This window comes from Pseudoxanthomonas sp. SORGH_AS_0997 (assembly GCF_031453535.1).
GTDB lineage: Bacteria > Pseudomonadota > Gammaproteobacteria > Xanthomonadales > Xanthomonadaceae > Pseudoxanthomonas_A > Pseudoxanthomonas_A winnipegensis.
In genome coordinates, this window is the sequence record NZ_JAVIZI010000001.1 from 2745725 (window position 1) to 2765932 (window position 20208).

Annotated in this window: 24 protein-coding genes; 2 read left to right on the forward strand and 22 right to left on the reverse strand. The window is 69.7% G+C overall.

Annotation, left to right across the window (positions count from 1 at the left end):
* Positions 1 to 10: 10 nt before the first annotated feature.
* The 16 genes from QE438_RS12030 to QE438_RS12105 form a co-directional block, all read right to left on the reverse strand.
* Positions 11 to 589 carry a nuclear transport factor 2 family protein gene (locus QE438_RS12030; protein ID WP_306995376.1) on the reverse strand — a complete coding sequence of 193 codons (579 nt, stop codon included), beginning with the start codon at positions 587 to 589 and terminating at the stop codon, positions 11 to 13.
* Positions 586 to 948, reverse strand: coding sequence for a hypothetical protein (locus tag QE438_RS12035; RefSeq protein WP_306995374.1), 363 nt, complete (start codon positions 946 to 948; stop codon positions 586 to 588). Before QE438_RS12035 ends, QE438_RS12030 begins: the two co-directional genes overlap by 4 nt.
* Before the next feature lie 26 nt (positions 949 to 974).
* A complete protein-coding gene (locus QE438_RS12040) occupies positions 975 to 2150 on the reverse strand; it encodes an acyl-CoA dehydrogenase family protein (RefSeq protein WP_306995372.1) in 1176 nt (391 codons plus the stop codon).
* A gap of 8 nt (positions 2151 to 2158) precedes the next feature.
* On the reverse strand, positions 2159 to 3301 hold the full coding sequence (locus QE438_RS12045) for an amidase family protein (protein ID WP_306995370.1): 1143 nt from the start codon (positions 3299 to 3301) through the stop codon (positions 2159 to 2161).
* 1 nt (position 3302) lies between these two features.
* The gene (locus QE438_RS12050) at positions 3303 to 4061 is read right to left on the reverse strand and encodes a class II aldolase/adducin family protein (RefSeq protein WP_306995368.1); all 759 of its coding nucleotides are present in this window, start codon (positions 4059 to 4061) and stop codon (positions 3303 to 3305) included.
* Complete coding sequence (locus QE438_RS12055) at positions 4058 to 5065, reverse strand: 2-dehydropantoate 2-reductase (RefSeq protein ID WP_306995367.1); 1008 nt, start codon at positions 5063 to 5065, stop codon at positions 4058 to 4060. Before QE438_RS12055 ends, QE438_RS12050 begins: the two co-directional genes overlap by 4 nt.
* On the reverse strand, positions 5062 to 6264 hold the full coding sequence (locus QE438_RS12060; RefSeq protein WP_307183918.1) for an amino acid aminotransferase: 1203 nt from the start codon (positions 6262 to 6264) through the stop codon (positions 5062 to 5064). Before QE438_RS12060 ends, QE438_RS12055 begins: the two co-directional genes overlap by 4 nt.
* 427 nt (positions 6265 to 6691) lie before the next feature.
* Positions 6692 to 6988 (reverse strand): HigA family addiction module antitoxin, encoded by a 297-nt coding sequence (locus QE438_RS12065; protein ID WP_130525087.1) that lies wholly within the window; start codon positions 6986 to 6988, stop codon positions 6692 to 6694.
* An 11-nt stretch (positions 6989 to 6999) separates the two neighbouring features.
* On the reverse strand, positions 7000 to 7281 hold the full coding sequence (locus tag QE438_RS12070; RefSeq protein WP_306995364.1) for a type II toxin-antitoxin system RelE/ParE family toxin: 282 nt from the start codon (positions 7279 to 7281) through the stop codon (positions 7000 to 7002).
* Between the two features lie 92 nt (positions 7282 to 7373).
* Positions 7374 to 7835: a hypothetical protein gene (locus tag QE438_RS12075; protein ID WP_306995362.1), complete on the reverse strand. Its 462-nt coding sequence runs from the start codon at positions 7833 to 7835 to the stop codon at positions 7374 to 7376.
* Positions 7832 to 8557, reverse strand: coding sequence for an HAD family hydrolase (locus tag QE438_RS12080; RefSeq protein ID WP_306995360.1), 726 nt, complete (start codon positions 8555 to 8557; stop codon positions 7832 to 7834). The genes QE438_RS12075 and QE438_RS12080 overlap by 4 nt, the downstream gene beginning before the upstream one ends.
* 132 nt (positions 8558 to 8689) lie before the next feature.
* Positions 8690 to 8950 (reverse strand): hypothetical protein, encoded by a 261-nt coding sequence (locus QE438_RS12085; RefSeq protein ID WP_130516314.1) that lies wholly within the window; start codon positions 8948 to 8950, stop codon positions 8690 to 8692.
* A gap of 199 nt (positions 8951 to 9149) precedes the next feature.
* Positions 9150 to 9482, reverse strand: coding sequence for an EF-hand domain-containing protein (locus QE438_RS12090; RefSeq protein ID WP_131659579.1), 333 nt, complete (start codon positions 9480 to 9482; stop codon positions 9150 to 9152).
* Between the two features lie 228 nt (positions 9483 to 9710).
* A complete protein-coding gene (locus tag QE438_RS12095) occupies positions 9711 to 10082 on the reverse strand; it encodes a hypothetical protein (RefSeq protein ID WP_306995357.1) in 372 nt (123 codons plus the stop codon).
* Positions 10083 to 10136: 54 nt separating this feature from the next.
* Entirely contained in the window at positions 10137 to 10325 is a 189-nt protein-coding gene (locus QE438_RS12100; protein WP_130525092.1) for a CPXCG motif-containing cysteine-rich protein, read from the reverse strand.
* Positions 10326 to 10335: 10 nt separating this feature from the next.
* Positions 10336 to 10881 (reverse strand): hypothetical protein, encoded by a 546-nt coding sequence (locus QE438_RS12105; RefSeq protein ID WP_131659577.1) that lies wholly within the window; start codon positions 10879 to 10881, stop codon positions 10336 to 10338.
* A 207-nt stretch (positions 10882 to 11088) separates the two neighbouring features.
* Here QE438_RS12105 and QE438_RS12110 point away from each other — a divergent pair, with 207 nt between their 5' ends.
* Positions 11089 to 12234, forward strand: a complete 1146-nt coding sequence (locus QE438_RS12110; protein WP_306995353.1) for a PQQ-dependent sugar dehydrogenase — start codon at positions 11089 to 11091, stop codon at positions 12232 to 12234.
* On the opposite strand, the gene QE438_RS12115 is transcribed toward QE438_RS12110, so the two are convergent.
* The 4 genes from QE438_RS12115 to QE438_RS12130 form a co-directional block, all read right to left on the reverse strand.
* On the reverse strand, positions 12218 to 13027 hold the full coding sequence (locus QE438_RS12115) for a lytic transglycosylase domain-containing protein (protein ID WP_306995351.1): 810 nt from the start codon (positions 13025 to 13027) through the stop codon (positions 12218 to 12220). The genes QE438_RS12110 and QE438_RS12115 overlap by 17 nt on opposite strands.
* Positions 13028 to 13191: 164 nt before the next feature.
* On the reverse strand, positions 13192 to 14097 hold the full coding sequence (gnd, locus tag QE438_RS12120) for a phosphogluconate dehydrogenase (NAD(+)-dependent, decarboxylating) (protein WP_306995348.1): 906 nt from the start codon (positions 14095 to 14097) through the stop codon (positions 13192 to 13194).
* Positions 14098 to 14592: 495 nt separating this feature from the next.
* On the reverse strand, positions 14593 to 14796 hold the full coding sequence (locus tag QE438_RS12125) for a hypothetical protein (RefSeq protein WP_130525097.1): 204 nt from the start codon (positions 14794 to 14796) through the stop codon (positions 14593 to 14595).
* A 235-nt stretch (positions 14797 to 15031) separates the two neighbouring features.
* Positions 15032 to 15754 (reverse strand): DUF2242 domain-containing protein, encoded by a 723-nt coding sequence (locus tag QE438_RS12130; RefSeq protein WP_306995347.1) that lies wholly within the window; start codon positions 15752 to 15754, stop codon positions 15032 to 15034.
* A 177-nt stretch (positions 15755 to 15931) separates the two neighbouring features.
* Here QE438_RS12130 and QE438_RS12135 point away from each other — a divergent pair, with 177 nt between their 5' ends.
* Complete coding sequence (locus QE438_RS12135; RefSeq protein WP_306995345.1) at positions 15932 to 16828, forward strand: TIGR01777 family oxidoreductase; 897 nt, start codon at positions 15932 to 15934, stop codon at positions 16826 to 16828.
* Between the two features lie 98 nt (positions 16829 to 16926).
* On the opposite strand, the gene QE438_RS12140 is transcribed toward QE438_RS12135, so the two are convergent.
* Together QE438_RS12140 and QE438_RS12145 are read right to left on the reverse strand one after the other, a co-directional pair.
* A complete protein-coding gene (locus QE438_RS12140) occupies positions 16927 to 18396 on the reverse strand; it encodes a serine hydrolase domain-containing protein (RefSeq protein WP_306995343.1) in 1470 nt (489 codons plus the stop codon).
* 247 nt (positions 18397 to 18643) lie between these two features.
* Complete coding sequence (locus tag QE438_RS12145) at positions 18644 to 20203, reverse strand: cryptochrome/photolyase family protein (RefSeq protein WP_306995341.1); 1560 nt, start codon at positions 20201 to 20203, stop codon at positions 18644 to 18646.
* Positions 20204 to 20208: the final 5 nt, after the last annotated feature.

The window sequence follows — 20208 nt, forward strand, 5'->3', positions numbered from 1 at the left end:
GTCTGGAAGCTCAGCGCGTGCGCGGTTCGGACACGATGGCGGCGTCATCCCAGGGACGCGCACAGGCCTGGCTGAACAGGTTGGTGGTGGCGAAATGGGCAATGCGCCAGCGGCCCAGGTCGAAACGGAACTCGGCCTCGATGCGGGCGCTGCGCAGGGTCGACTCACCGCTGGCCAGGGTGGACGCCTGCAGCATCACCCAGCTGCCGTGCGCCAGTTGCGCGCTGTCGGCGTGGAGGGTCTCGGAAGTGAGGTAATGCACGTTAAGCGCGAAGTGCGGGGTCGGCCCGCGATAGCCATCGAGGAAATCGACGATCGCCTGGCGGCCTTCGTGCCGGCCGAATGCGGCGCTGTACTTGCTGCCGCGTCCTTCCCACAACGCATCGGCGGTGAACAGCGCGCCCAGCTCGTCCATCGGCGTGGACGCGTCCAGCTGGTCGCACAGGCGCATGTACTCGGCCATGACCCAGCGGCATGCGCCTTCGGCCTCGTGCTGGGCCACGCGCCGTTCCAGCGCCGCCAGCTGGGTCGCCAGTGCCTGGACGGTGGGCTCGCGCAAGCGGCTGCGGGTGGCGCGCGCGGCACTCATGCAGGCACGGCCAGCTCGCGGCCCAGGCGCGCTTCCACGCGCAGGTATTTCCACAGGCGGTACTCGCCGATCTCGATGGTGCGGAATAGGTTGCACGCATTGACCACGGCCTGGCGGTCGGCCGCCTCCACCAGCAGATAGCAGGTCCACGGCCAGCCGCTGGGCGAGGTGCCGACCATGGTCTGGTCATCGTCCATCGTGCCAAGCAGGCGCAGGCCCGGCATCGTGTTGACGCCCTTGAGCATCTCGCCCACCGCCTTCCACACCGTGCCGATCTCGCTGCCCGGCAGATCGAAGAAGTTCTGGGTGACCGCGACGCACAGCAGTGCGCGGATCGGATAGGGCGTGGCATTGGACATGCGCGTACTCGCTTTCAAAAGGGGAATCAGGGGTAGCCCGGTGGCGTGGATTGGCCCAGCAGCACGCGACCCGCGCTCTGCCAGTGACCCTCGGCCAGGAACGCGTGCTGGACCACGACCAGCGCGTCGTGCAGATAACGCTGCATTGGCTGGGCGCGGAAGATGCCCGGCGTGCCGGACAAGGTGAAGGCCGCGCGCGCCACGTCGGCACCGGCGCGCGCGGCATGGGTCGACGCCAGGCGCAGCAGGTTGCACTGCTGGGCGGTGATGGGCTCGCCGTCCAGTACGGCCTGCCACACGCTGTCGGTGGACTCGTAGAAGAACGCGCGCGCCGAACGCAGCTGCGCCTCGGCCTTGGCCAGTTCGATCTGCACGTAGGCACGGTCGGCCAGATTGGGCGCGCCGGTGATCGACACCCGGCCGTCCGCCGCCGCAGTGATCTCCTCCAGCGCGGCGCGTGCCACGCCCAGGCCGACCACGGCCAGCACCTGGGCGGCAAACGCGATCGAGGGATAGCGGTACAGCGGCGACTCCAGTGTCGGCGTGCCGCCGCGGATGAAGGTCCATTCCGGTGCCACGACCGCGGCATCGACGGCCACATCGTGGCTGCCGGTGCCCTGCATGCCGATGACATCCCAGTTGTGTTCGATCCGCACCGCATCGCGCGGTAGCACCGCCATGCGCGGCAGCCCCGGCGCCGGATCGGTATCCAGCTTGATGCCCACGCCTACCAGCGAGGCCCCGGTGCAACCACTGCCGAACTTCCAGCGGCCCGCGACATGGATGCCATCGTCCTTGGCCTGCGCGGCCTGCGGCGGGAATACCGCGCCGGCGAACACCACGTCGGGGCCATCGGCGTAGATCGCCTCCAGCGTGACCTGCGGCAGGGCGGCCAGATACATCACCGACACGCCGAAGCTGGCGACCCAGCCGGCCGAGCCATCGGCCTGGGCGATGCGCTCGACCATGCGGCAGAAATCGGCCGGGCTGACTTCATCGCCGCCCAGGCTGCGCGGCACCAGGGCGCGGTACACGCCGACCTGGCGCAACTTCTCCACGATGTCCTGCGACAGATAGGTCTGCCTGGCGAACTCATCGCGGCGCGCGCGGATTTCCAGCAACAGGGCATCGAACGCCGCGTCGGACGCGGCCTGAGCCTGCGCGGGTAGCAATACGGGGCTTGCGAGCGTGTCGGCGTGCATGGGCGACCTCAGGCGGCGATGACGTTCGGGGCGCGCTGCGCCAGGCATTCTGCGATCCGGCACAGGCGCGCGTCGTCGCCCTTGCGGCCCACCAGCTGCAGGCCCGCGGGCAGGCCCTGCGGCGTGGACAGCGGCACGGTGATGGCCGGATGACCACTGAGATTGAACGGCCGCACCAGGCGGGTGATGCCGATCGCCGCGCGCGCATCGGCGCCCTGCTCCAGCGTCAGCGGAAAGTCCGTCATGGTCGGCAGCACCAGCGCATCGACCTGGGCCAGCGCCGCATCCACGGCGGCGGAAAAGCGCACGCGCACCTCTTCGGCACGGACAACCGACTCGGCTGTGGTGTCGCCGGCAGCCTTGAGCCGCACGCGCACGTCCTCGCCCAGCTGCGGATGGCCGACCAGCTGGCCGAAGGCCCGCCAGTTTTCCTGGTTGATGATGATCAGCCCGGCATCGAAGGCCTGCGCCAGCAACGGCAGCGCGACCGGCGCGTGGGCGAAACCCGAATGCTCGATGGCGATCGCGATGGCCCGCTGGATCTGCGGGTCGGCTTCCACCTGCACCCAGCCGATGCTGGCCGCGCAGGGAGCGCGATCGGGGACAAAATCCGGATCGATGATCGCCATGGCCCTGGCCAGCATCGGCGCGTTGCGGGTGAACACGCCGACGCAATCCAGCGACGACGCGGGCGGCGCCACGCCGACGCGACTGATGCGGCCATAGGTCGGCTTGATGCCGAATACGCCGCAACACGCCGCGGGAATCCGCACCGAGCCACCGGTATCGGTACCCAGCGCGAAGTCGGCCAGGCCGGCCGCGACCGCCGCGGCCGAACCGCTGGATGACCCCCCTGGCACACGACCTGGGAACTTTGGATTGGGCGGCGTCCCCATGCGGGCGTTGATGCCGGTGACGCCGAAGGCCAGTTCGTGCAGATGGGTCTTGCCGACGATGGTGCAGTCGCCCGACAGCACGCGTTCGACCACCTGTGCGTGGCGCGCGGCGGGCGGATCCTGGTCGAACACCGCCGAGCCGGCGCGCGTGCGCAGCCCGGCGATGTCGATGGTGTCCTTGACGGCCACGCGCAGCGCCCCGTCGCCCAGGGCCAGCGATTCGACGAAGATCGGACGCTCGATCGACGCCGCCATCTCAGCGCCCCTGGGCATGACGCATGCGGCGCACGGTGGCATCGAAGACCAGCTGCGCGGCATTGGATCCGTCGACCATGCGGCGCGCCGATGCGACGCAGCGCTGCCGCACCTGCGTGCTCAGGGTGATGTCCGCACCGGGGATCATGCCGGCATGGCACTGCACCTCCGCCGCACGCTGCACGATCCACAGCAGCATGAAGGTGTTGGGGATGTCGCGCTCGCACACGGCGATGCCATGGTTGCGCAGGCACAGCACATGCCTGTCGCCCAGGCTGTCGAGCATGCGACCACGCTCGTCGTCGAAGAGCGTGATGCCCTCGAAGTCGTGGTAGCCGATGCGGCCGGTCAGCTGCGCACCGTAGAAATTGTCGTGACTGAAGCCGGCCTGCTTCATCGCCACGCCCGACACCGGCAGGGTGTGAGTGTGCGCGACGCAGTGCACGTCGCTTCGCGCGCCGTGGATCGCGCCATGCAGCGCGAAGCCCGCCGGATTCGCAGGGTATTGCGACGCTTCGACCAGCTTGCCGTCCACGCCGACCTTGATCAGGTTTTCGGGCGTGATCTCGAAGTAGTTCAGGCCGAACGGGTTGACCAGATAGTGATGCTCAGGGCCTGGGAGACGCACCGAGATGTGGTTGAAGATCAGCTCGCCCCAGCCCATCCAGTCGACCAGATGATAGAAGTCGCACAGCTGCTGACGCAGCTGGCGTTCAACGGCATCGGGCGTAGCGGCGGCTTGCGCGCTGGCGGGGTTCATGGGCAATCCCTGGCGACGATCGCGGCGGCGCGCTGCGCCTTGTAATGCGCCAGGCCGACCATGCTGCGCGCCACCGGCATGGCATGGCCGGCCTGTTCGGCCAGCTCCAGCACGGCCTGTCCGATCGCGCCCAGCTCCAACGGGCGCCCGGCGCGGTAGTCCTGCAGCATCGAGGTCTCGAACGCGCCGACGCGCTTGCCCGTGGCGATCATCTGTTCCAGATCCATCGACGGCTGCACGCCGTACAAGGCGGCCAGGGCGACGGTTTCATGCAGCACCGCATCGACCGCATTGCGCAGATCGTCGCGATTGAACTGGTCGGCCAGATGCGCCTCGGCCACCACGGACAAGGGATTGGTCGCCAGGTTCAGCGCGACCTTGGTCCACACATCGCGGCGGATATCGCCGCTCAGCTTGGTGGCGATGCCGGCACGTTCGAGCAGGTCAACCAGTGCCTGGGTGCGAGCGCTCGCACCGCCCAGCACTTCGCCGATCACCAGTCGCTGCGGACCGGTGGCGTAGGCCAGGCCCTGCGCGGTGAGCGCGGCGGTAATGTAGACCACGCTGCCGATCAACTGGTCGGGCCGCAGCAGCTGCTGGGCTTTCGCGCCGGGATCGACCGTCTCGACATGGGCGCGCGCGAACGGCGGCTGCGTGCCGACGAAGTACCACCACGGCACCCCGTTCACCAGCGGTACCACCTGCGTCTGCGGCCCGATCATCGGCATCGCGCCGGCCAGCGCGGACGGCAGCACGTGCGATTTCACCGCAAGAAACACGATGTCCTGCACACCGAAGTCCGTCGCATCGCCGACCGGCAGGGCCAGTGACTGCGCAGGGGCATCGCCGATCCGGAACCGCAGTCCATCGCGCGCGATCGCCTCACGCCGCGCGCCCAGCTCCACCACGCTGACGTGGGCACCGGCCGTGGCCAGCAGGCCAGCGACCACCGCACCGATCGCGCCTGCGCCGACAATGCCGATGCGTCTCGCCGATGGGTTCACGCGGCGACCGCCGTCTGCGCAGCACGCAGCGCGTCGCCGAACTGCCCTACAGCCGACTGTGCCAGCCCGGCGATATTGATGCGTCCGTTGCCGGCCATGTAGACACCGTGCTCCACGCGCAGGCGTTCAATCGCCGCCGGCGCCAGCGGCAGCAGCGCGAACAGGCCGCGCTGCTGGCCCAGTGGCGTCAGGTCGACCAGGCCGATACGGCCCAGCGCCGACAGCTGTTGGCGGATCGACGCGACACGCGCGGCCATGCCACGCAGCTCATCGCTCCACTGCGCACGCAGCACCGCATCGGCCAGGATGGTCCGCACCACGGCCGCACCGTGGTCTGCGGGCATCGAGTAACTGGCGCGCGCATGCGCAGCCAGATGGCTCAACGCGGCTTCGGCCCCGGCTGCGCGCGCAGCCACGACATAGAGCGCGCCGACGCGCTCACGGTACAGTCCGAAGTTCTTGTCGCACGAGTACGCCACCAGCGCCTGCGGCACCCGCGAGACGATCCGGCGCAGCGCCCAGGCGTCGCCATCCAGATCCTGGCCCAGGCCCTGGTAAGCCATATCGATCAGCGGCACCAGCCCGCGCTGGAGCAGGACCTCGATGATCCGGTCCCACTGCGCTGCGCTGGGATCGGCGCCGGTCGGGTTGTGGCAGCAGCCGTGCAGCAGCACCACATCGCCCTCGTGGGCCTGGCTCAGCGCTTCCAGCGTGGCGTCCAGGTCGAAGCGCTGGGTCGCCGCGTCGAACTGCCGATAGGTCCGGACCTGCAGGCCGCCACCGGCAAACACCGGCGCGTGATTGGGCCAGCTCGGCGTGCCCAACCACAGACGATGGCCCGGCGAGGCGCTGGCGATCAGGTCGGCGGCCAGGCGCAAGGCACCGGTGCCGCCAACGGTCTGCAGACCCGTCAGGCGCGAGCCCAGCTCCGCGGTCAGCGCGTCTCCGAATACCACCGGCTTTAGCGCATGCACGAACGCAACGTCGCCTTCTGGCCCCAGATAGGACTTGCTGGCCTGGATGTCCACCAGGCGCTGCTCGGCCTGCTTGACCGCCACCATCACCGGGGTGACGCCCGCTTCGGTGCGGTACACGCCTACGCCCAGATCCAGCTTGGTGCGCCGGGGATCTGCCGCGTACAGGGACATCAGCGCCAGCAGGCCATCGGCCGGCTGCTGGGTCAGGGAATCCAGGGGCACAGGCAACCTCACATCGCGGGAAATGGCCGCCGCATGCGGCGCAAAAACCCGCGTGTGGACGACGAATCCAGCCTATCGGCTCCCCTCGCCCGTTCAATGATCGCCCCGGCGAAGTTCGTTGCGCCCCGGGTATACGACCGGAAGCGACGTTGCACACAGGTGGGATTCGCGCAGGCAAGCGGACGCACGCTTGATACCAACGCGACGCCAGGAACATATGGACCAACCGCCGGGCGTTAACCCGCTTCGCGGGCGTCATGCGGTCCGCAGCACACATGCAGCCGGATTGGATGCGTCAGCTCCGCAAGCCAAGCTTCGGTAGCGTGCGGCGCAGGCGCGCGTCGATACCCAAGATCGACACGCTACCTGGCCGATGGCCCGAGCCCCCTGCGCGCGCTCACCCTTGCGCTGCGCCGACTTGCGGATCTCACGCCGCTGGACGGTACGGCTCGATCTTGGCCAGCGTCTCGGCCAGCGCGTCGCGCGCCACGGCCGCGTCGTGGTCCATCTGTAGGCCCAGCCAGAATCCGACAGAGGTGCCGAAGTAACGCGACAGGCGCAGGGCGGTGTCGGCGGTCACGCCGCGATTGCCGCCGACGATCTCGCCGATGCGCCGCTGCGGCACGCCGATGGCCTTGGCCAAACGGTACTGGGTGATGCCCATGGGCTCGAGAAACTCGTGTAGCAGGATCTCGCCCGGCTTGGGATAAGCGATGGTACGCATGGCGCCTCCTTCTAGTGATAGTCGACGATTTCGACGTTCGCCGGACCGGTCGGGGTCCAGACGAAGCACACCCGGTACTGGTCGTTGATGCGGATGCTGTGCTGGCCGCGACGATCGCCCTGTAACGCCTCCAGCCGGTTGGCGGGAGGAATACGCAGGTCATCCAGCACCGCTGCCGCGTTGAGCATTGCCAGCTTGCGCATCGCGACCCCTTCAACGTTGATCCAGCGCCGCACACGCCGGCCTTCGAAAAGGTGCTGGGTGTGCTTGTCGGCGAAGGACTGGATGGCCACATCGCTATAGTAACGAAACTCGTTACTAACGCAAGTCGTTACTCCGTGGCCGAGGCTACGAGGATGGCCAGTTGCCAAGCCGCCGTGTTCGCTCAGTCCAGCGGCCGGGCCCAGTGGGCGTAGCTGGTGCGCAGCAGGGTGCGCACGCTGCGATAGGGGATCGGCTTGCCCTTGCCGGTCAGGCGCTGGGCGACGCCCTGCCAGCCGTCGCTGTCGTCCTGGGTGCGGGCGCGCACCACGGTGCGGCAGGGCTGGGCCAGCGCCTTGGCCAGGGCGCAGGCGTAGTACACGTCGCCGGGCGCCCAGTTGGGCTGCTGCCCCAGTGCGACGACGTAGGCACGCGGCGCATCCAGGTAGCGCGCGATCTCGTCGACGAAGGCGTCGGGATAGCGCGGCGCGTAGGCGCCCAGGTCGCGCAGCCGCGCGTCGATCCAGGCATCGCCGGTCTCCGGGTCGTAGGCCGGGGTGGACGGGGACGCGGCCTGCTGCGCGATCGCAGGCATGGCCGGCACCGCCAGCAGGGACGCCGCGCAGACTAGCGCGCGCCAGTTCATGGCGCTTCGAGGCCGGACTCGATCCGGGCCAGCGCGCCGGGCAGTTCGCGCGCGTCCTGCACCTGGAGCAGGCGCGTGGTGTTCTCGGCCAGGTCGTGCTCGGCCTCGTGCGCCCAGGTCACGTGATACGGCATGTGGATGCCCCAACCGCCCAGGCCCACCACCGGCGCGATATCCGAGCGCAGCGAGTTGCCGATCATGGCGAAGCGCTCGGGCCGCACGTCCAGTTCGTCGAGCACGCGCTGGTAGGTGGGCGTGTCCTTCTCCGACACCACCTCGATGCGGTGGAACAGGTCCGACAGCCCGCACTTGACGATCTTGGCTTCCTGATGGAACAGGTCACCCTTGGTGATCAGCACGATGCGGTGGCGCGCGGCGATGGCTTCCACGGCCGGGCGGATGCCGTCGATCAGTTCCACCGGATGATCCAGCGTGGCCCGACCGATGGCGATGATGTCCTGCACGTGCTGGGTGCTGATGCGCTGTGCGGTCAGCTCGATGGCCGCCTCGATCATCGACAGGGTCATGCCTTTGACGCCGTAGCCGAACACGCGCAGATTGCGCCGCTCGACCGCCAGCAGATGCTGCTGGGTGCGGCGGTCGCCCAGGTCGATGTAGTGGCCGATGATCTGCTCGAACGCGGCCTCGGCCGCGCGGTAGTAGTCCTCGCTCTTCCACAGCGTGTCGTCGCCGTCGAAGCCGACCCAGTCGATCCGTGGCATGGCCACTCCTGTGAGACGTGAGCTGCACAGGATAGCGATGCCCAAGCAAAACGGGCGACCCGCAAGGGTCGCCCGTTCTGTTCGCCTGGGCCCGGCCGACGAGATGCCGGCCGGACTTGCGGTCGCCTGGGATCAGGCAGCCGGCTTGCTCTCCGGCGGCGTGGTCGTCTCGGCCGGGGCGGTGGTCTCGGCGGGCATGGTGGTCTCGGCCGGAGCCGAAGTCTCGGCCGGGGCGGTCGACTCGACCGGCGGGGTGGTGGTCTCGGCCGGGGCGGTGGATTCGACCGGAGTCGAGGCCGCCGGGGCGGTTTCGTCGGCCTTCGGGCCGCAGGCGGTCAGGGCGAGGGTGGCGGCCAGGGCGGCCGAGGCCAGCAGCGTGTTGCGGATCTTCATCAGAAAACTCCTTGGGTGCGGGACGCCGTGCGCGGTTGCCGCGCGGACGCGAGGGGGTGGGCAGAACAGGTAAGGTGCGACCAGGCACCCGTGAAGGCGGCGCCTCTCGCGCATGAAACGCCGTCTTCACGCCGCGGTCAAGCGGAAAACGCGACGGCGTGCGGATTCTCGCCCGGCAGGGCCTGAGCGACGGGTCCGCTTATCGGCCGGGAGCCGGTTCGCCGGCGCCGGGCCCGTAGTGTTGGGTCACAAAGGCCTTGTACTCGTCCAGCGACACAGCGCCGTCGGCATTGGCGTCGACCTGGTCGAACACCTGCGACAGTCCGGCGTTGCCGGCCGCCTCGGCCTTGCTGATGGAGCCATCGTGGTTGGCATCCAGATCGTCCCAACGCTGCTGGCGCTGGTCGGGTGCCGCAGATGCGGCGGCGGCCGGCGCCAGTGTGGGCTGCTGCGACTGCGCCAATGCAGGCGCGACCAGGACGCTGCTAGACAGCAGCACCAGCGGGAATGCGTGGAATCGAAGACGCTTCATGCGCGGGCACCTCTTCTGCATCGGGGACATGCGCCGTAGCACGACGCACAGCGCACACCCTGCGCGGGGCGGCATGAACTCCATCGATGCGACAAACCCACGACCAACGCGCCGTTAACCCGCCACGCCGCGATCAGCGTTAGGCCCGTCGTTAGCGACGCGTGGGCAGAACGTCAGGCCGGCGTTGATCGCGTGACCGAGTCCGCGCGCTGTGCGCCTCGACGCGGCTCAAGCGGCGTTGCGCGCCGAGGAACGCGCGCTGAATCCCAGGCGCGACAGCACCACGCCGACCACCGCCCCGATGGCCTCCAGGGCCACACGCGTCCCCAGCGCGTCCGGATCGTGGATGCGCTGCAAGGCCAAGCGCGCGTACACCGGGGATTCCAGCTTGACCACGCCCAGCGAGAACAGGTGCCAGGCGTCGATGCCCGCGCCGATCGCCACGGCGATCACGCAGCTCCAGCCGATCGCGTGGGAATGATGCAGCCCGGTGCGCGCGGCGATGGCATGCCAGACCGCGTACACCAGCAGGCCGATGACGAAGGCGATGGCACCGGCTTCCAGGGCGCCAAGCAGGCCGAAATGCAGCGGCAGATTCATGGGGTGGGGACGCGATGCGGGACTGGAGTCACTGTAGCAGCGCCAGGCCGCCGGTCAGGCGTCGTTCTCCGCGCGCGCGGCGATCTGCGCATCGCCTTCTTCGTCCAGGCGCAGGGCGATGGCGATCGGGCGGCAGCACACCTGGCAGTCCTCGATGTAGTCGGCATCGCCGGCCGAGGCGTCCACGGCGATCTCCAAGGGCTCGCCGCAGTACGGGCAGTGGATCAGCTGGAAGTCGAGCATCTGGCGTGGCTCAGGACACGGTGGGCGGCGGCGGTGGGGCGACCGGCGGCAGTGCATGCTCACGCAGCGTGCGCATGCGCAGCCACAGCCCGCCCACGTGCACCAGCGAGTACATCACCAGCGCCGCGGCCATGCCCAGCGTCAACGGACTGGCCTGCGAGCCGGCCATGGCGGCGCCGCCGGCGAAGGCGCCGCTGGCCCAGCGAAACGCCAGCCGCCCCAGCAGCAGGACCATCAGCAGCGCGCCGATCCAGGGATTGGGCGTGTACCAGCCCTGCCCGTCGCGCCATTCGCTGTGCGTGTGCCGCAGCGCCAGCAGGCCCAGCCCGGCGCCGGCCAGGGCGCCCAGCACCAGCCCCGGCGCCACGTGCGGAATCAGGAAACCCAGCACGATCAGCAGCACCGTGACCAGCGCCAGCATCCCCAGGCGGATCCCCGCGCGCACCGGTCGCCAGGGCTGGCGCCCGAAGCTGCGGCGGATGCGCCGGTAGTACAGGAAGGCGATCGCCACCATGGGCAGGTACGGCGTCAGCGGCGACACGGCGTGGGCGGGCATGGGCGAGATTCCTGGCGAGGGCAGGACGCAGCGTGGAACCCGGGGACCTGCCGCGCAAGATGCCAAGTGTCACTTCTTGCGCGTGGGCGGCTGGCGCGACGGCACCGGTGACGAACCGGTCAGCCTGACGCGGCCTGAACAACTGCGCGCCGGCCAGCGGTTACAACCGCGATTCCGCGCCTCAGCGCACTTCGAGAGCTTCGCGCCATGCCGCTTCCCCATCGTCTGCGCCTGGCCCTGCTGCCCACCCTGCTGGCGGTCGCCGCCTGCAGCGGCGCGGCCGCGCCCGAGGCGGCCTCTGGCGCCCTGCCCTTCAACGCCACCCCGGTGCACCGCTTCGACGAGCCCTGGGCGATGGCCTTCCTGCCGGATGGTCGCCTGCTGGTGACCGAGAAGCGCGGCCAGCTGCAGCTGTTCGACTTCAAGACCGGCAAGGCCACGCGCATCAGCGGCGTGCCCGAAGTGGCCTATGGCGGCCAGGGCGGGTTCGGCGACGTGCTGCCGCATCCGCAGTTCGCGCAGAACCACTGGGTCTATCTGAGCTATGCGGAGGCCGGCGAAGGCGACACCCGCGGCGCCGCGGTCGCGCGCGCCAAGCTGGTGCTGGACGCGGCCGGGGGCGGCGCGCTGCAGGATGTCCAGGTGATCTGGCGCCAGGTGCCCAAGGTCAGCGGCCAGGGGCATTACGGGCACCGGCTGGCGTTCGACCGCGACGGCAAGCTGTGGATCGGCTCCAGCGAACGGCAGAAGTTCGACCCGGCCCAGGACATGGCCAGCAACCTGGGCAAGATCATCCGGCTCAACGACGACGGCAGCGTGCCGCCGGACAATCCCTTCGCCGCCCAGGGCGGCGTGGCCGCGCAGGTCTGGTCGCTGGGCCACCGCAACATCCTGGGCCTGGCCTTCGACGCGCAGGGCCGGCTGTGGGAACACGAGATGGGCCCCAAGGGCGGCGACGAGCTCAACCTGGTCGAGCGCGGCGCAAACTACGGCTATCCGATCGTCTCCAACGGCGACCACTACGACGGGCGCCCGATCCCGGACCATGCCACGCGCCCCGAGTTCGCCGCGCCCAAGATCACCTGGACGCCGGTGATCTCGCCGGCGGGCTTCGTGATCTATTCGGGCAGCCTGTTCCCGGACTGGAAGGGCGACGGCTTCATCGGGGGGCTCTCCTCGCAGGCGCTGGTGCGGGTGGAGTTCAACGGCACGCAGGCGCGCGAGGCCGCGCGCTATGACATGGGCCAGCGCATCCGCGAGATCGAGCAGGGGCCGGACGGCGCCCTGTACCTGCTGGAAGACGGCGAGGACGCCGGCGCCGGACACCTGATCAAGCTCACCCCGAAGGCGTGAGCCCGGCGGCAGGCGCTGGCCGCGGCACCGCGTCGGCCGGGCGTAGCGGCGCGGTGCCCAGCGCCTGCCGGTAACGCGCCAGCAGCGCCTCGACCTTGTCGACATAGGCGCGCGTCTCCGCGTAAGGCGGCACGCCGTCGTAGCGTTCCACCGCGCCGACGCCGGCGTTGTAGGCGGCCAGCGCGCGCGTGCGGTCGCCGTCGTAGCGGCGCAGCAGCCAGCGCAGGTGGCGCGCGCCGGCGGCGATGGACTGCTCGGGCGAGAACGGATCGGCCACGCCGTAATCGCGCTGGGTGCCCGGCAGCAGCTGCATCACGCCCTGCGCGCCCTTGGGCGACACCGCGGCGGCATCGAAGCCGCTTTCGGCATGGGCGATGGCGCGCAGCAGCGCGTCCTCGACCTGATTGCGCCTGGCCGCGGCGGCGAACAGCTTGGGCCAGGCATCCAGCCTGGGCGTGCCGACCTGGCCCAGGCCGGCGTGCGCCGGCTCGCCCGGCGGCGTGGCCACGGTGAAGCGCAGGTACGGCACCGCACCGGGCAGCTTGCGCGTGCCGTAGACCTTGACCCCGTCCTGCTCGCGCTCGTACAGGGTGCCGCTGAAGACGCCCATGCGCCCCCACAGGTCGGGCGTCTGCACGGCGTTGTCGTCCAGTTGCACCGCCTCGCACCTGGAGCCCGGCTCGGGTGCGGTGGACAGGCTCAACGTGCCCTCGCGGACGCAGCGATAGACCGTGCGCGCCAGCGCCGGCGGCGAGACGATCAGGCACAGCAGGAGCAGGGCGAGCGCGCGCATGGCGCGCGAGTATGGCCAGTGCGCGTCAGCGGTGCGTGTTGGCCGAAGCGTCGGCCCGCCCCAGCCGTCGTTCCCGCGAACGCGGGAACCCATCGCCTTGGGGGCTTCTCTCGGGACACATCCAGGCTCCCGCGGAAAGCGGGAACCCAGGGCTTGAACCGCGCTTACTCCTTGGTGATGCGATGCCCGCCGAAGCCGTTGCGCATCGCCGCCAGCAGCTTGTCGGCGAAGGAGTCCTTCTCGCGCGAGCGCAGGCGCTCGAGCAGGGACAGGGTGATCACCGGCGCGGACACGTCCAGGTCCAGCGCCTCCTTGGCGGTCCAGCGGCCCTCGCCGGAGTCCTCCACGTAGGGCGCGATGCCGGCCATGGTCGGGTTCTGCTTCAGCGCATCGGCGGTCAGGTCCAGCAGCCAGGAGCGCACCACCGAGCCGGTCTGCCAGATCTGCGCGACCTGGTGCAGATCGAGCTTGAAATCTGCCTTGCGCTCGAGGATGGCGAAACCCTCGGCATAGGCCTGCATCATCCCGTACTCGACGCCGTTGTGGACCATCTTGGTGAAGTGGCCGGCGCCGGTCGGGCCGACATGGCCCCAACCGGTGGTCGGCGAAGGCGCCAGCGTCTCGAAGATCGGCTTGAGCAGGGCCAGCGCGTCGTCGGCGCCGCCGACCATCATGCTGTAGCCCTCGGTCAGGCCCCACACGCCGCCGCTGGTGCCGCAGTCGACGTAGTGCAGGCCGGCCTCCTGCAGGCGCTGGGCGCGGCGCAGGGTGTCCTGGTAGAACGAGTTGCCGCCGTCGATGACGATGTCGCCCTTGGCCAGCAGCGGCAGCAGCGTGTCCAGGGTGTCGTCGACGATCTTGCCGGCCGGCACCATCAGCCAGACCACGCGCGGCGCGGACAGCCCCGCAACCAGCGCCTGCAGCGACTCGGCCGGGGTGATGCCCTGGGCGGCGACGCGCTGGCGCGCCTCGGGCGATGGATCGAAGCCGCTGATCGTATGGCCGCCCTGCGCCAGCCGCTGCGCCATGTTGGCCCCCATCCTGCCCAGTCCGACCATACCCAGTTCCATCAGCGTGTCCTCTTTCGATGCCAGGCGCGTATGCGCGAAGACGACAAGGATAGGTCGCCTCCGTGAGCGGCGGGTATGCGGACGATGGCAGGGCCCGCACCGCATCGTTGCAGTGGCGGGCGGAAGGTGGCGCGGCGTGGCGCGCGCGGCACGGCTACACACCCTCCCCTGGCCGCAGCCCAAGAGAAAGCTAGAAATGGCGGCTGGGGACTGCGAGGAGGGGGCGCTTCGCAGCAGAATCAAAGGCAAAAGCACCCCCTCCCAACCTCCCCCTTCGCCTCGCGAAAGGGGAGGGGCTCGGATCCCGTACTTGTGGGGACTCCAACGTCGTAGCCGTTCGCGCGGGCATCCGCGCTTCTGCCCCCTCCCTTTGGCCGCAGGCCAAGGGGAGGGCTGGGGAGGGGTTGCTCTTCGCGAGAAGCCTAAAAGCACCCTCCCGGCCTCCCCCTTCGCTTCGCGGAAGAGGAGGAGCCTCAGTAGCGCCGGGGCCTGATGTCAGTCGCGCACCAGCGTGACGTAGGCGCCGCTGCCGATGACCTGGAAGGTCTCGTTGTCCACGCGTCGCACCGGCGAGCCGTCGTCCAGTGCGTAACGGTCGTGCGGATGGCCGGCGTCGGTGCCGCCGGATGGCGCAGGGAGAATGCGCACGCGGCGTCGCTCGCCGGTGCTGTCCTGCGTGACGAAATAGCGGGTGTCCATCGTGTCGTCCCTCCCGAGGCTGTCGATGTGAGGCACGAGCCTAGGCCCGCCCGGATGAAGATCGGCTGCATAACCCAGATGCGGCGCAGCGAGATCCGGGCAACCCGGGACACCGAGCCCACAATCTCGTGACGACCCAGCGTCTTCCCCCAGTCGGACGCCACAGGACCCGCCCTGAAACGACGAAGGCCGCCCGAAGGCGGCCTGGCCGGTCGACCCCGCGCAGCCGGCGCGCTCAGAGCGTGTCGGTCGCCTGCGAGGGCGTCGTGGCCGGCGCCGTCGACTGCGGCACCAGGGTGCCGTCGGCCGGCTTGGCCTCGCTGGCCGGGACCGGGATGGACTCGCCCACCGGCTGCGGCTGCAGGGGCTGCGGGGCCGGCGGCGGGGTTTCGGCCGGCTTGGCCGCGGCGTCGGTCTTGGGCTTCTTCGGCGGCGGGGGCGGCAGGTAGCGCTCGACCAGGGCGAAGAACGAGCGGTAGAAGGTGGGCTGCTGCACGGTCAGGCTGGCCACGCGCACCAGCGAGTCGTCGGTGCTGCCGAAGGGCAGCGACAGCGAGCCCAGCGCGGTGCCCACGCTGGCCGAGGTATTGGACTTGCGCAGGTTGTAGCGGTCCTGGGTGGCGCTGGCGAACACCCACGACTCGCCCGAGGCCTGGGCCACGCACGAGACGCGGATGGCGACCTGTTCGTGCACTTCCGGCTCGGGCTGGAAGTTTTTGTTGGCCTCCACCGTGGAGGCGTCCGAGCGGCTGACCACGTAACCCTGGCTCAGCAGCGCGCGGCGCGAGGCCTCGCAGACCTGCTCGGGCGAGCGGTCGAAGGTGCGCGAGTAGGTGCCGTCCGAATCGAAGTTCTCCTTGGCCAGCATCTCGCCCTTCTTCTCGAACGGCATATGGCCGCAGCCGGCCAGCAGCAGAACAGCGGTCAGAGGGACGAGGGAGAACAGGCGATTGGGCATGGGGACCGGCCGGACGTGCTGATGGAAACCCTTGAAGGATAACCCCGACGCGCGAAATCGGTTTCATCCCTCCCTGCGACCCGCTCAGTCGGCGTTCGGCCCGGGCGCACGCGTCGCACGGTGCCATCACGAGACCCCACCTACCCTGCCGGCAGATCTGGACAGGAGGCATCCCCCATGCAGGTGCTGATCACCGGCGGCAGCGGCTTCATCGGCCAGGCCCTGTGCCCGGTGCTGCTGGCCCGCGGCTGGCAGGTCAGCGTGGTCTCGCGCGACCTGCAGGCGGCGGCCGAGGTGCTGCCGCAGGGCGTGCGCCTGCTGGCCGACATCGAAGGTGCCGGCGGCGCCGATGCGGTGATCAACCTGGCCGGTGCGCCGCTGGCCGGGCAGCGCTGGACCGAGCGCTACAAGCAGCAGCTGCGCGAATCGCGCCTGCGCACCACCGAGGCGCTGCTGGCCTGGATGCAGGGCCTGACCGTGCGTCCGGCGGTGCTGGTCTCCGGCTCGGCCATCGGCTACTACGGGCCGCGCGACGACACCCCGCTGACCGAAACCGACCCGCCCGGCGAGGATTTCGGCGCGCACCTGGCGGCCGACTGGGAGGCCGCGGCCTGGCCGGCCCAGCAGCTCGGCGTGCGCACGGTCTGCCTGCGCACCGGCGTGGTCCTGGACGGCGGCGGCGGTGCGCTGCAGCAGCTGCTGACGCCTTACCGGCTGGGCCTGGGCGGGCCGATCGGCAGCGGCGAGCAATGGTTCAGCTGGATCCAGCGCGAGGACCTGGTGCGCCTGATCGTGTGGCTGATCGAACAGGACACGCTGGAGGGCCCGGTCAACGGCACCGCGCCCGAACCGGTGCAGCAGCGCGACTTCGCCGCCGCACTGGGCCGCGCCCTGCACCGCCCCACCCTGCTGCCGACCCCCGGCTTCGCGCTGAAGGCGGCGTTCGGCGAAATGGGCCAGATGCTGATCGACGGTCAGCGCGTGATCCCGGCCCGCGCCCAGGGCCAGGGCTTCCAGTTCCTCTATCCCACCCTGGACGACGCCTTGGCGCGGAGTCTGGAACACGAGGCCTGAGGCCGATCCCGGTCGCCTGTATCGCCGCCCCCGCAACGCCGAGCTTCGACATCGGCGGGATTCAAGCCAACACCTGCGGTCAACGCCCGAGCGATCGCTCAGTGCGTACTCGCAGGCGAGGAGGGGTTTTCAACGCGCACCAACCTCATCGGAGGACCGCCCTCGATCATGGTGCCGCTCGAGAAATCGGGCGCGAACTCGACCGTGATCCCCATGGATTCGGAGCGGAAGCGGGTCGGAGACAACGTGATCAATCGCTCGGCGACCGGAGCGCCTGCGTTGGCGAACAAGCCCTCCGGGCGCGCATCAAGCACGACGTCGAGCCCGCCCCCCACATAGCGACCGGCGGCCTTGGAGAGCTCTTCGGGCGACAGCTTCTTCTCCTCGCTCGCCGGCACCGCGAGGTCGGGCCAACCGTAGTCGGTTGCGATGGCCCGGACCACGTCCGCCATCAACCGACGTCCATCGCCTCCGTTGGTCAGCGCCACGATGCCGTCGCCCTTGCCTTCGTAAGCCACCATGAAGGATTCAAATCCTTGATTCAGGCCGTCGTGGCCAAAACGGGGGGCCCCGTTCGTGTACAAGGCAAAGCCAAGCCCCCAGTTATCTTTCACGGGCTTCATCATGTCGCGCGCCATCCCGGGCGAGAGACGGCGGCCCTTTTTGCCCGCGATCGAGGCTTGCAGGTCGATCAACACACGCGCCAGATCGCTGGCGCTCGTCCACAGGCCCGCGGGTGCGAGCTCGGGGTAAACCACGTAGTTGCCAGGAATCGGCTTGCCATTGACATGGCCGAATGCCATGTCGGTCAGGATCGCCTTCGACGGCGGCATCGCGAAGGCGCTGCGGGTCATGCCGAGCGGCCCCAGCACCTCACGTTGCGCGAGGTCGGCGAAGGAGATGCCACTCACGTCGGCAAGCGCGACTTGCGTCACCACATAGCCGCCGCCCGAGTACTCGAACTGCGCGCCCGCCGGCAACACGCTGCGCACCGGCGCGTTGTGGCTGGGCGGCACGCCGTCCAGGATCTGGACGGGGGTGGGCAGTGGCGTCGTACCGGGCAGGTAGTCGGATCCGAATCCATGGACTCCAAGCCCGGCCGTATGGCTCAGCAGTTCCCGGAGGGTCACGCCGTTCGGAGCCAGCTTCGGATCCTTCGGCAACTGCCAGGAACGCAGGGCGATGTTGATGTCCTGATCCAGGGCGATCCTGCCCTGCTCCACGAGCCGCAACGCCAGGATGGCCGTCACCGCCTTGCTGATCGATGCCGCCTGGAACGCGGTGCCCGGCGTTACGGGCAGGCACGCCGCTGTGTCGCGCAGGCCCCAGCCACGTGCCCAGTCGAGCTTGCCATTGTGAATCACCGCGACGCTGAGTCCCGGCACGTCGAACTGACGCATGCGTTCGACCAAGGGGATCGGCTTGTCGCCCGGCTTGATGACCGCGGGCAGCAGATTCGCCTCGACATAGCGGGTATGGGCGTTGCTGGGCCCACCTACGGCCTCGGCGGGTGCGGGACAGTCGGCCGCCTGGGCGAAGCAGGATGCGCTGAGGAGCAGTCCTGCCATCACTGCGACGTGTGGCGAGTGCCTCCGGCTCCGATCCATGATCCAGGTCTCTCCTCAACCGGCGAACAATTCCGCGGGAACGCCTTATAGCACCCCCGAAGAGGCAATGCCTTAAGGGTTACGCGTTCGCCCCAGCTGAGCGCAGCGAGGCGAAGGCGGCGTATGCCCGCGCTCGACGCGAGCTGCAGCGCTAGAGAAGTGATGAGCCCAAACGTAGAGGCGCGGCGCCTGGAACGCGCGAAACGAATCAAGCGTCCGCCAGCGGCGCCAGCAGCGCCCGCAGCTGCGCGGCGCGTGCGGCGATGGCGGCGCGCTGGTCCTCGTCCAGCCGCTCCAGGCTGCGCCATTGCAGCGCCGCGCGGGGATGGTCGGCGAAGCGCCGCGCGTGGCGCAGCAGGAAGTCCCAGTACAAGGTGCTGAACGGACAGGCGTCCTCGCCGCTGGCCGCGCCCGGGTCGTAGCGGCAGCCCTGGCAGTAGTTGGACATGCGCTGGATGTAGCGGCCCGAGGCGGCATAGGGCTTGGACACCATGCGTCCGCCATCGGCGAACTGGCTCATGCCCAGCGTATTGGGCAGCTCCACCCATTCGACCGCATCGACATAGACCGCCAGATACCAGGCGTGGATCTGCGCAGGCGCGACGCCGAGCATGAGCGCGAACGCACCGGTCACCATCAGCCGCTGGATGTGATGGGCATAGCCCAGCTGCAGGGTCTGCTGCAGCGTCTGGCGCATGCACACCATGTGCGTGCGCCCGTCCCAATAGAAGGCCGGCAGCGGCTGCCGCGCGTCCAGCGCGTTGTCCTGGGCGAAGGCCGGCATGCGCAGCCAGTACACCCCGCGCACGAACTCGCGCCATCCGATCACCTGGCGTACGAAGCCCTCCACCGCCTCGATCGGCGCATGCCCGTCGCGCCAGGCACGCACCGCTGCCTCGACCACCACGCGCGGGGAGAGCAGCTTGAGGTTCATCGCCGCCGACAGCAGCGCATGGAACAGCCAGGGCTGATCGGTCCACATCGCATCCTGGTAGCGGCCGAAGTGCGGCAGGCGCAGCGCGACGAAGTCGTCCAGCGCCTGCCGCGCCTGCGCCGGGGTGAGCGGCCAGTCGAAGCGCGACAGGTCGCCGGGCCGGTCGCCGAAGCGCGCGCGCACCAGCGCGATCACCTCGCCGGTCACCGCATCGGGCGGGAAGGCGGCCGGCGCAGGCACCTTCTGCGGCCCGGCCTTGCCGAAGGACTTGCGGTTGTCCGCGTCGAAGTTCCAGCGCCCGGCCACCGGCTGCGCGCCGTCCATCAGCACCTGCTCGCGGCGGCGGATCCAGCGGTAGAAGTGCTCCATGCGCAGCTCGCGCCGGCCACGCGCCCAATCGGCGAAGTCGGCCGGATCGCAGAAGAAATGCAGGTCCGGCCGCTCGCTCCAGCCGAGGCCGGCCTCGGCCACCACCCGCGGCAGCGACTGCGCCAGGCGCCATTCGCCCGGCCTGACGGCGACGACCTTGTCCGGCCGCAGCGCGGCCAGGTCGTGCGCCAGCGCCTCTTCGAGCGTGGCGAAGTCGTGGCGGTCCAGCGCGCGGTATTCGACGCGCCAGCCGCGCGCCCGCAGCGCATCGCGGAAGTGGCGCATCGCCGCCAGGAACACCGCGATGCGCGGCTGGGTGCTCCACACATGCGAGGCCTCGTGCGCCACTTCGGCCATCCACACCGCGTCGCGGTCCGGGTCGAAGTCGTGCAGTGCGGCCGAATCGGGGTCGAGCTGGTCGCCCAGCACCACCACCAGATGGCGCAGGCCGGGCCGCACGCTCATTGCTT

Excerpts from the sequence above, each read along its gene's own strand:
- QE438_RS12030 (WP_306995376.1), bottom strand. The coding sequence starts at position 589 with ATGAGTGCCGCGCGCGCCACCCGCAGCCGCTTGCGCGAGCCCACCGTC.
- QE438_RS12035 (WP_306995374.1), bottom strand. The coding sequence starts at position 948 with ATGTCCAATGCCACGCCCTATCCGATCCGCGCACTGCTGTGCGTCGCG.
- QE438_RS12040 (WP_306995372.1), bottom strand. The coding sequence starts at position 2,150 with ATGCACGCCGACACGCTCGCAAGCCCCGTATTGCTACCCGCGCAGGCT.
- QE438_RS12045 (WP_306995370.1), bottom strand. The coding sequence starts at position 3,301 with ATGGCGGCGTCGATCGAGCGTCCGATCTTCGTCGAATCGCTGGCCCTG.
- QE438_RS12050 (WP_306995368.1), bottom strand. The coding sequence starts at position 4,061 with ATGAACCCCGCCAGCGCGCAAGCCGCCGCTACGCCCGATGCCGTTGAA.
- QE438_RS12065 (WP_130525087.1), bottom strand. The coding sequence starts at position 6,988 with ATGCGTACCATCGCTTATCCCAAGCCGGGCGAGATCCTGCTACACGAG.
- QE438_RS12075 (WP_306995362.1), bottom strand. The coding sequence starts at position 7,835 with ATGAACTGGCGCGCGCTAGTCTGCGCGGCGTCCCTGCTGGCGGTGCCG.
- QE438_RS12080 (WP_306995360.1), bottom strand. The coding sequence starts at position 8,557 with ATGCCACGGATCGACTGGGTCGGCTTCGACGGCGACGACACGCTGTGG.
- QE438_RS12085 (WP_130516314.1), bottom strand. The coding sequence starts at position 8,950 with ATGAAGATCCGCAACACGCTGCTGGCCTCGGCCGCCCTGGCCGCCACC.
- QE438_RS12090 (WP_131659579.1), bottom strand. The coding sequence starts at position 9,482 with ATGAAGCGTCTTCGATTCCACGCATTCCCGCTGGTGCTGCTGTCTAGC.
- QE438_RS12095 (WP_306995357.1), bottom strand. The coding sequence starts at position 10,082 with ATGAATCTGCCGCTGCATTTCGGCCTGCTTGGCGCCCTGGAAGCCGGT.
- QE438_RS12100 (WP_130525092.1), bottom strand. The coding sequence starts at position 10,325 with ATGCTCGACTTCCAGCTGATCCACTGCCCGTACTGCGGCGAGCCCTTG.
- QE438_RS12105 (WP_131659577.1), bottom strand. The coding sequence starts at position 10,881 with ATGCCCGCCCACGCCGTGTCGCCGCTGACGCCGTACCTGCCCATGGTG.
- QE438_RS12110 (WP_306995353.1), top strand. The coding sequence starts at position 11,089 with ATGCCGCTTCCCCATCGTCTGCGCCTGGCCCTGCTGCCCACCCTGCTG.
- QE438_RS12115 (WP_306995351.1), bottom strand. The coding sequence starts at position 13,027 with ATGCGCGCGCTCGCCCTGCTCCTGCTGTGCCTGATCGTCTCGCCGCCG.
- gnd (WP_306995348.1), bottom strand. The coding sequence starts at position 14,097 with ATGGAACTGGGTATGGTCGGACTGGGCAGGATGGGGGCCAACATGGCG.
- QE438_RS12125 (WP_130525097.1), bottom strand. The coding sequence starts at position 14,796 with ATGGACACCCGCTATTTCGTCACGCAGGACAGCACCGGCGAGCGACGC.
- QE438_RS12130 (WP_306995347.1), bottom strand. The coding sequence starts at position 15,754 with ATGCCCAATCGCCTGTTCTCCCTCGTCCCTCTGACCGCTGTTCTGCTG.
- QE438_RS12135 (WP_306995345.1), top strand. The coding sequence starts at position 15,932 with ATGCAGGTGCTGATCACCGGCGGCAGCGGCTTCATCGGCCAGGCCCTG.
- QE438_RS12140 (WP_306995343.1), bottom strand. The coding sequence starts at position 18,396 with ATGGCAGGACTGCTCCTCAGCGCATCCTGCTTCGCCCAGGCGGCCGAC.
- QE438_RS12145 (WP_306995341.1), bottom strand. The coding sequence starts at position 20,203 with ATGAGCGTGCGGCCCGGCCTGCGCCATCTGGTGGTGGTGCTGGGCGAC.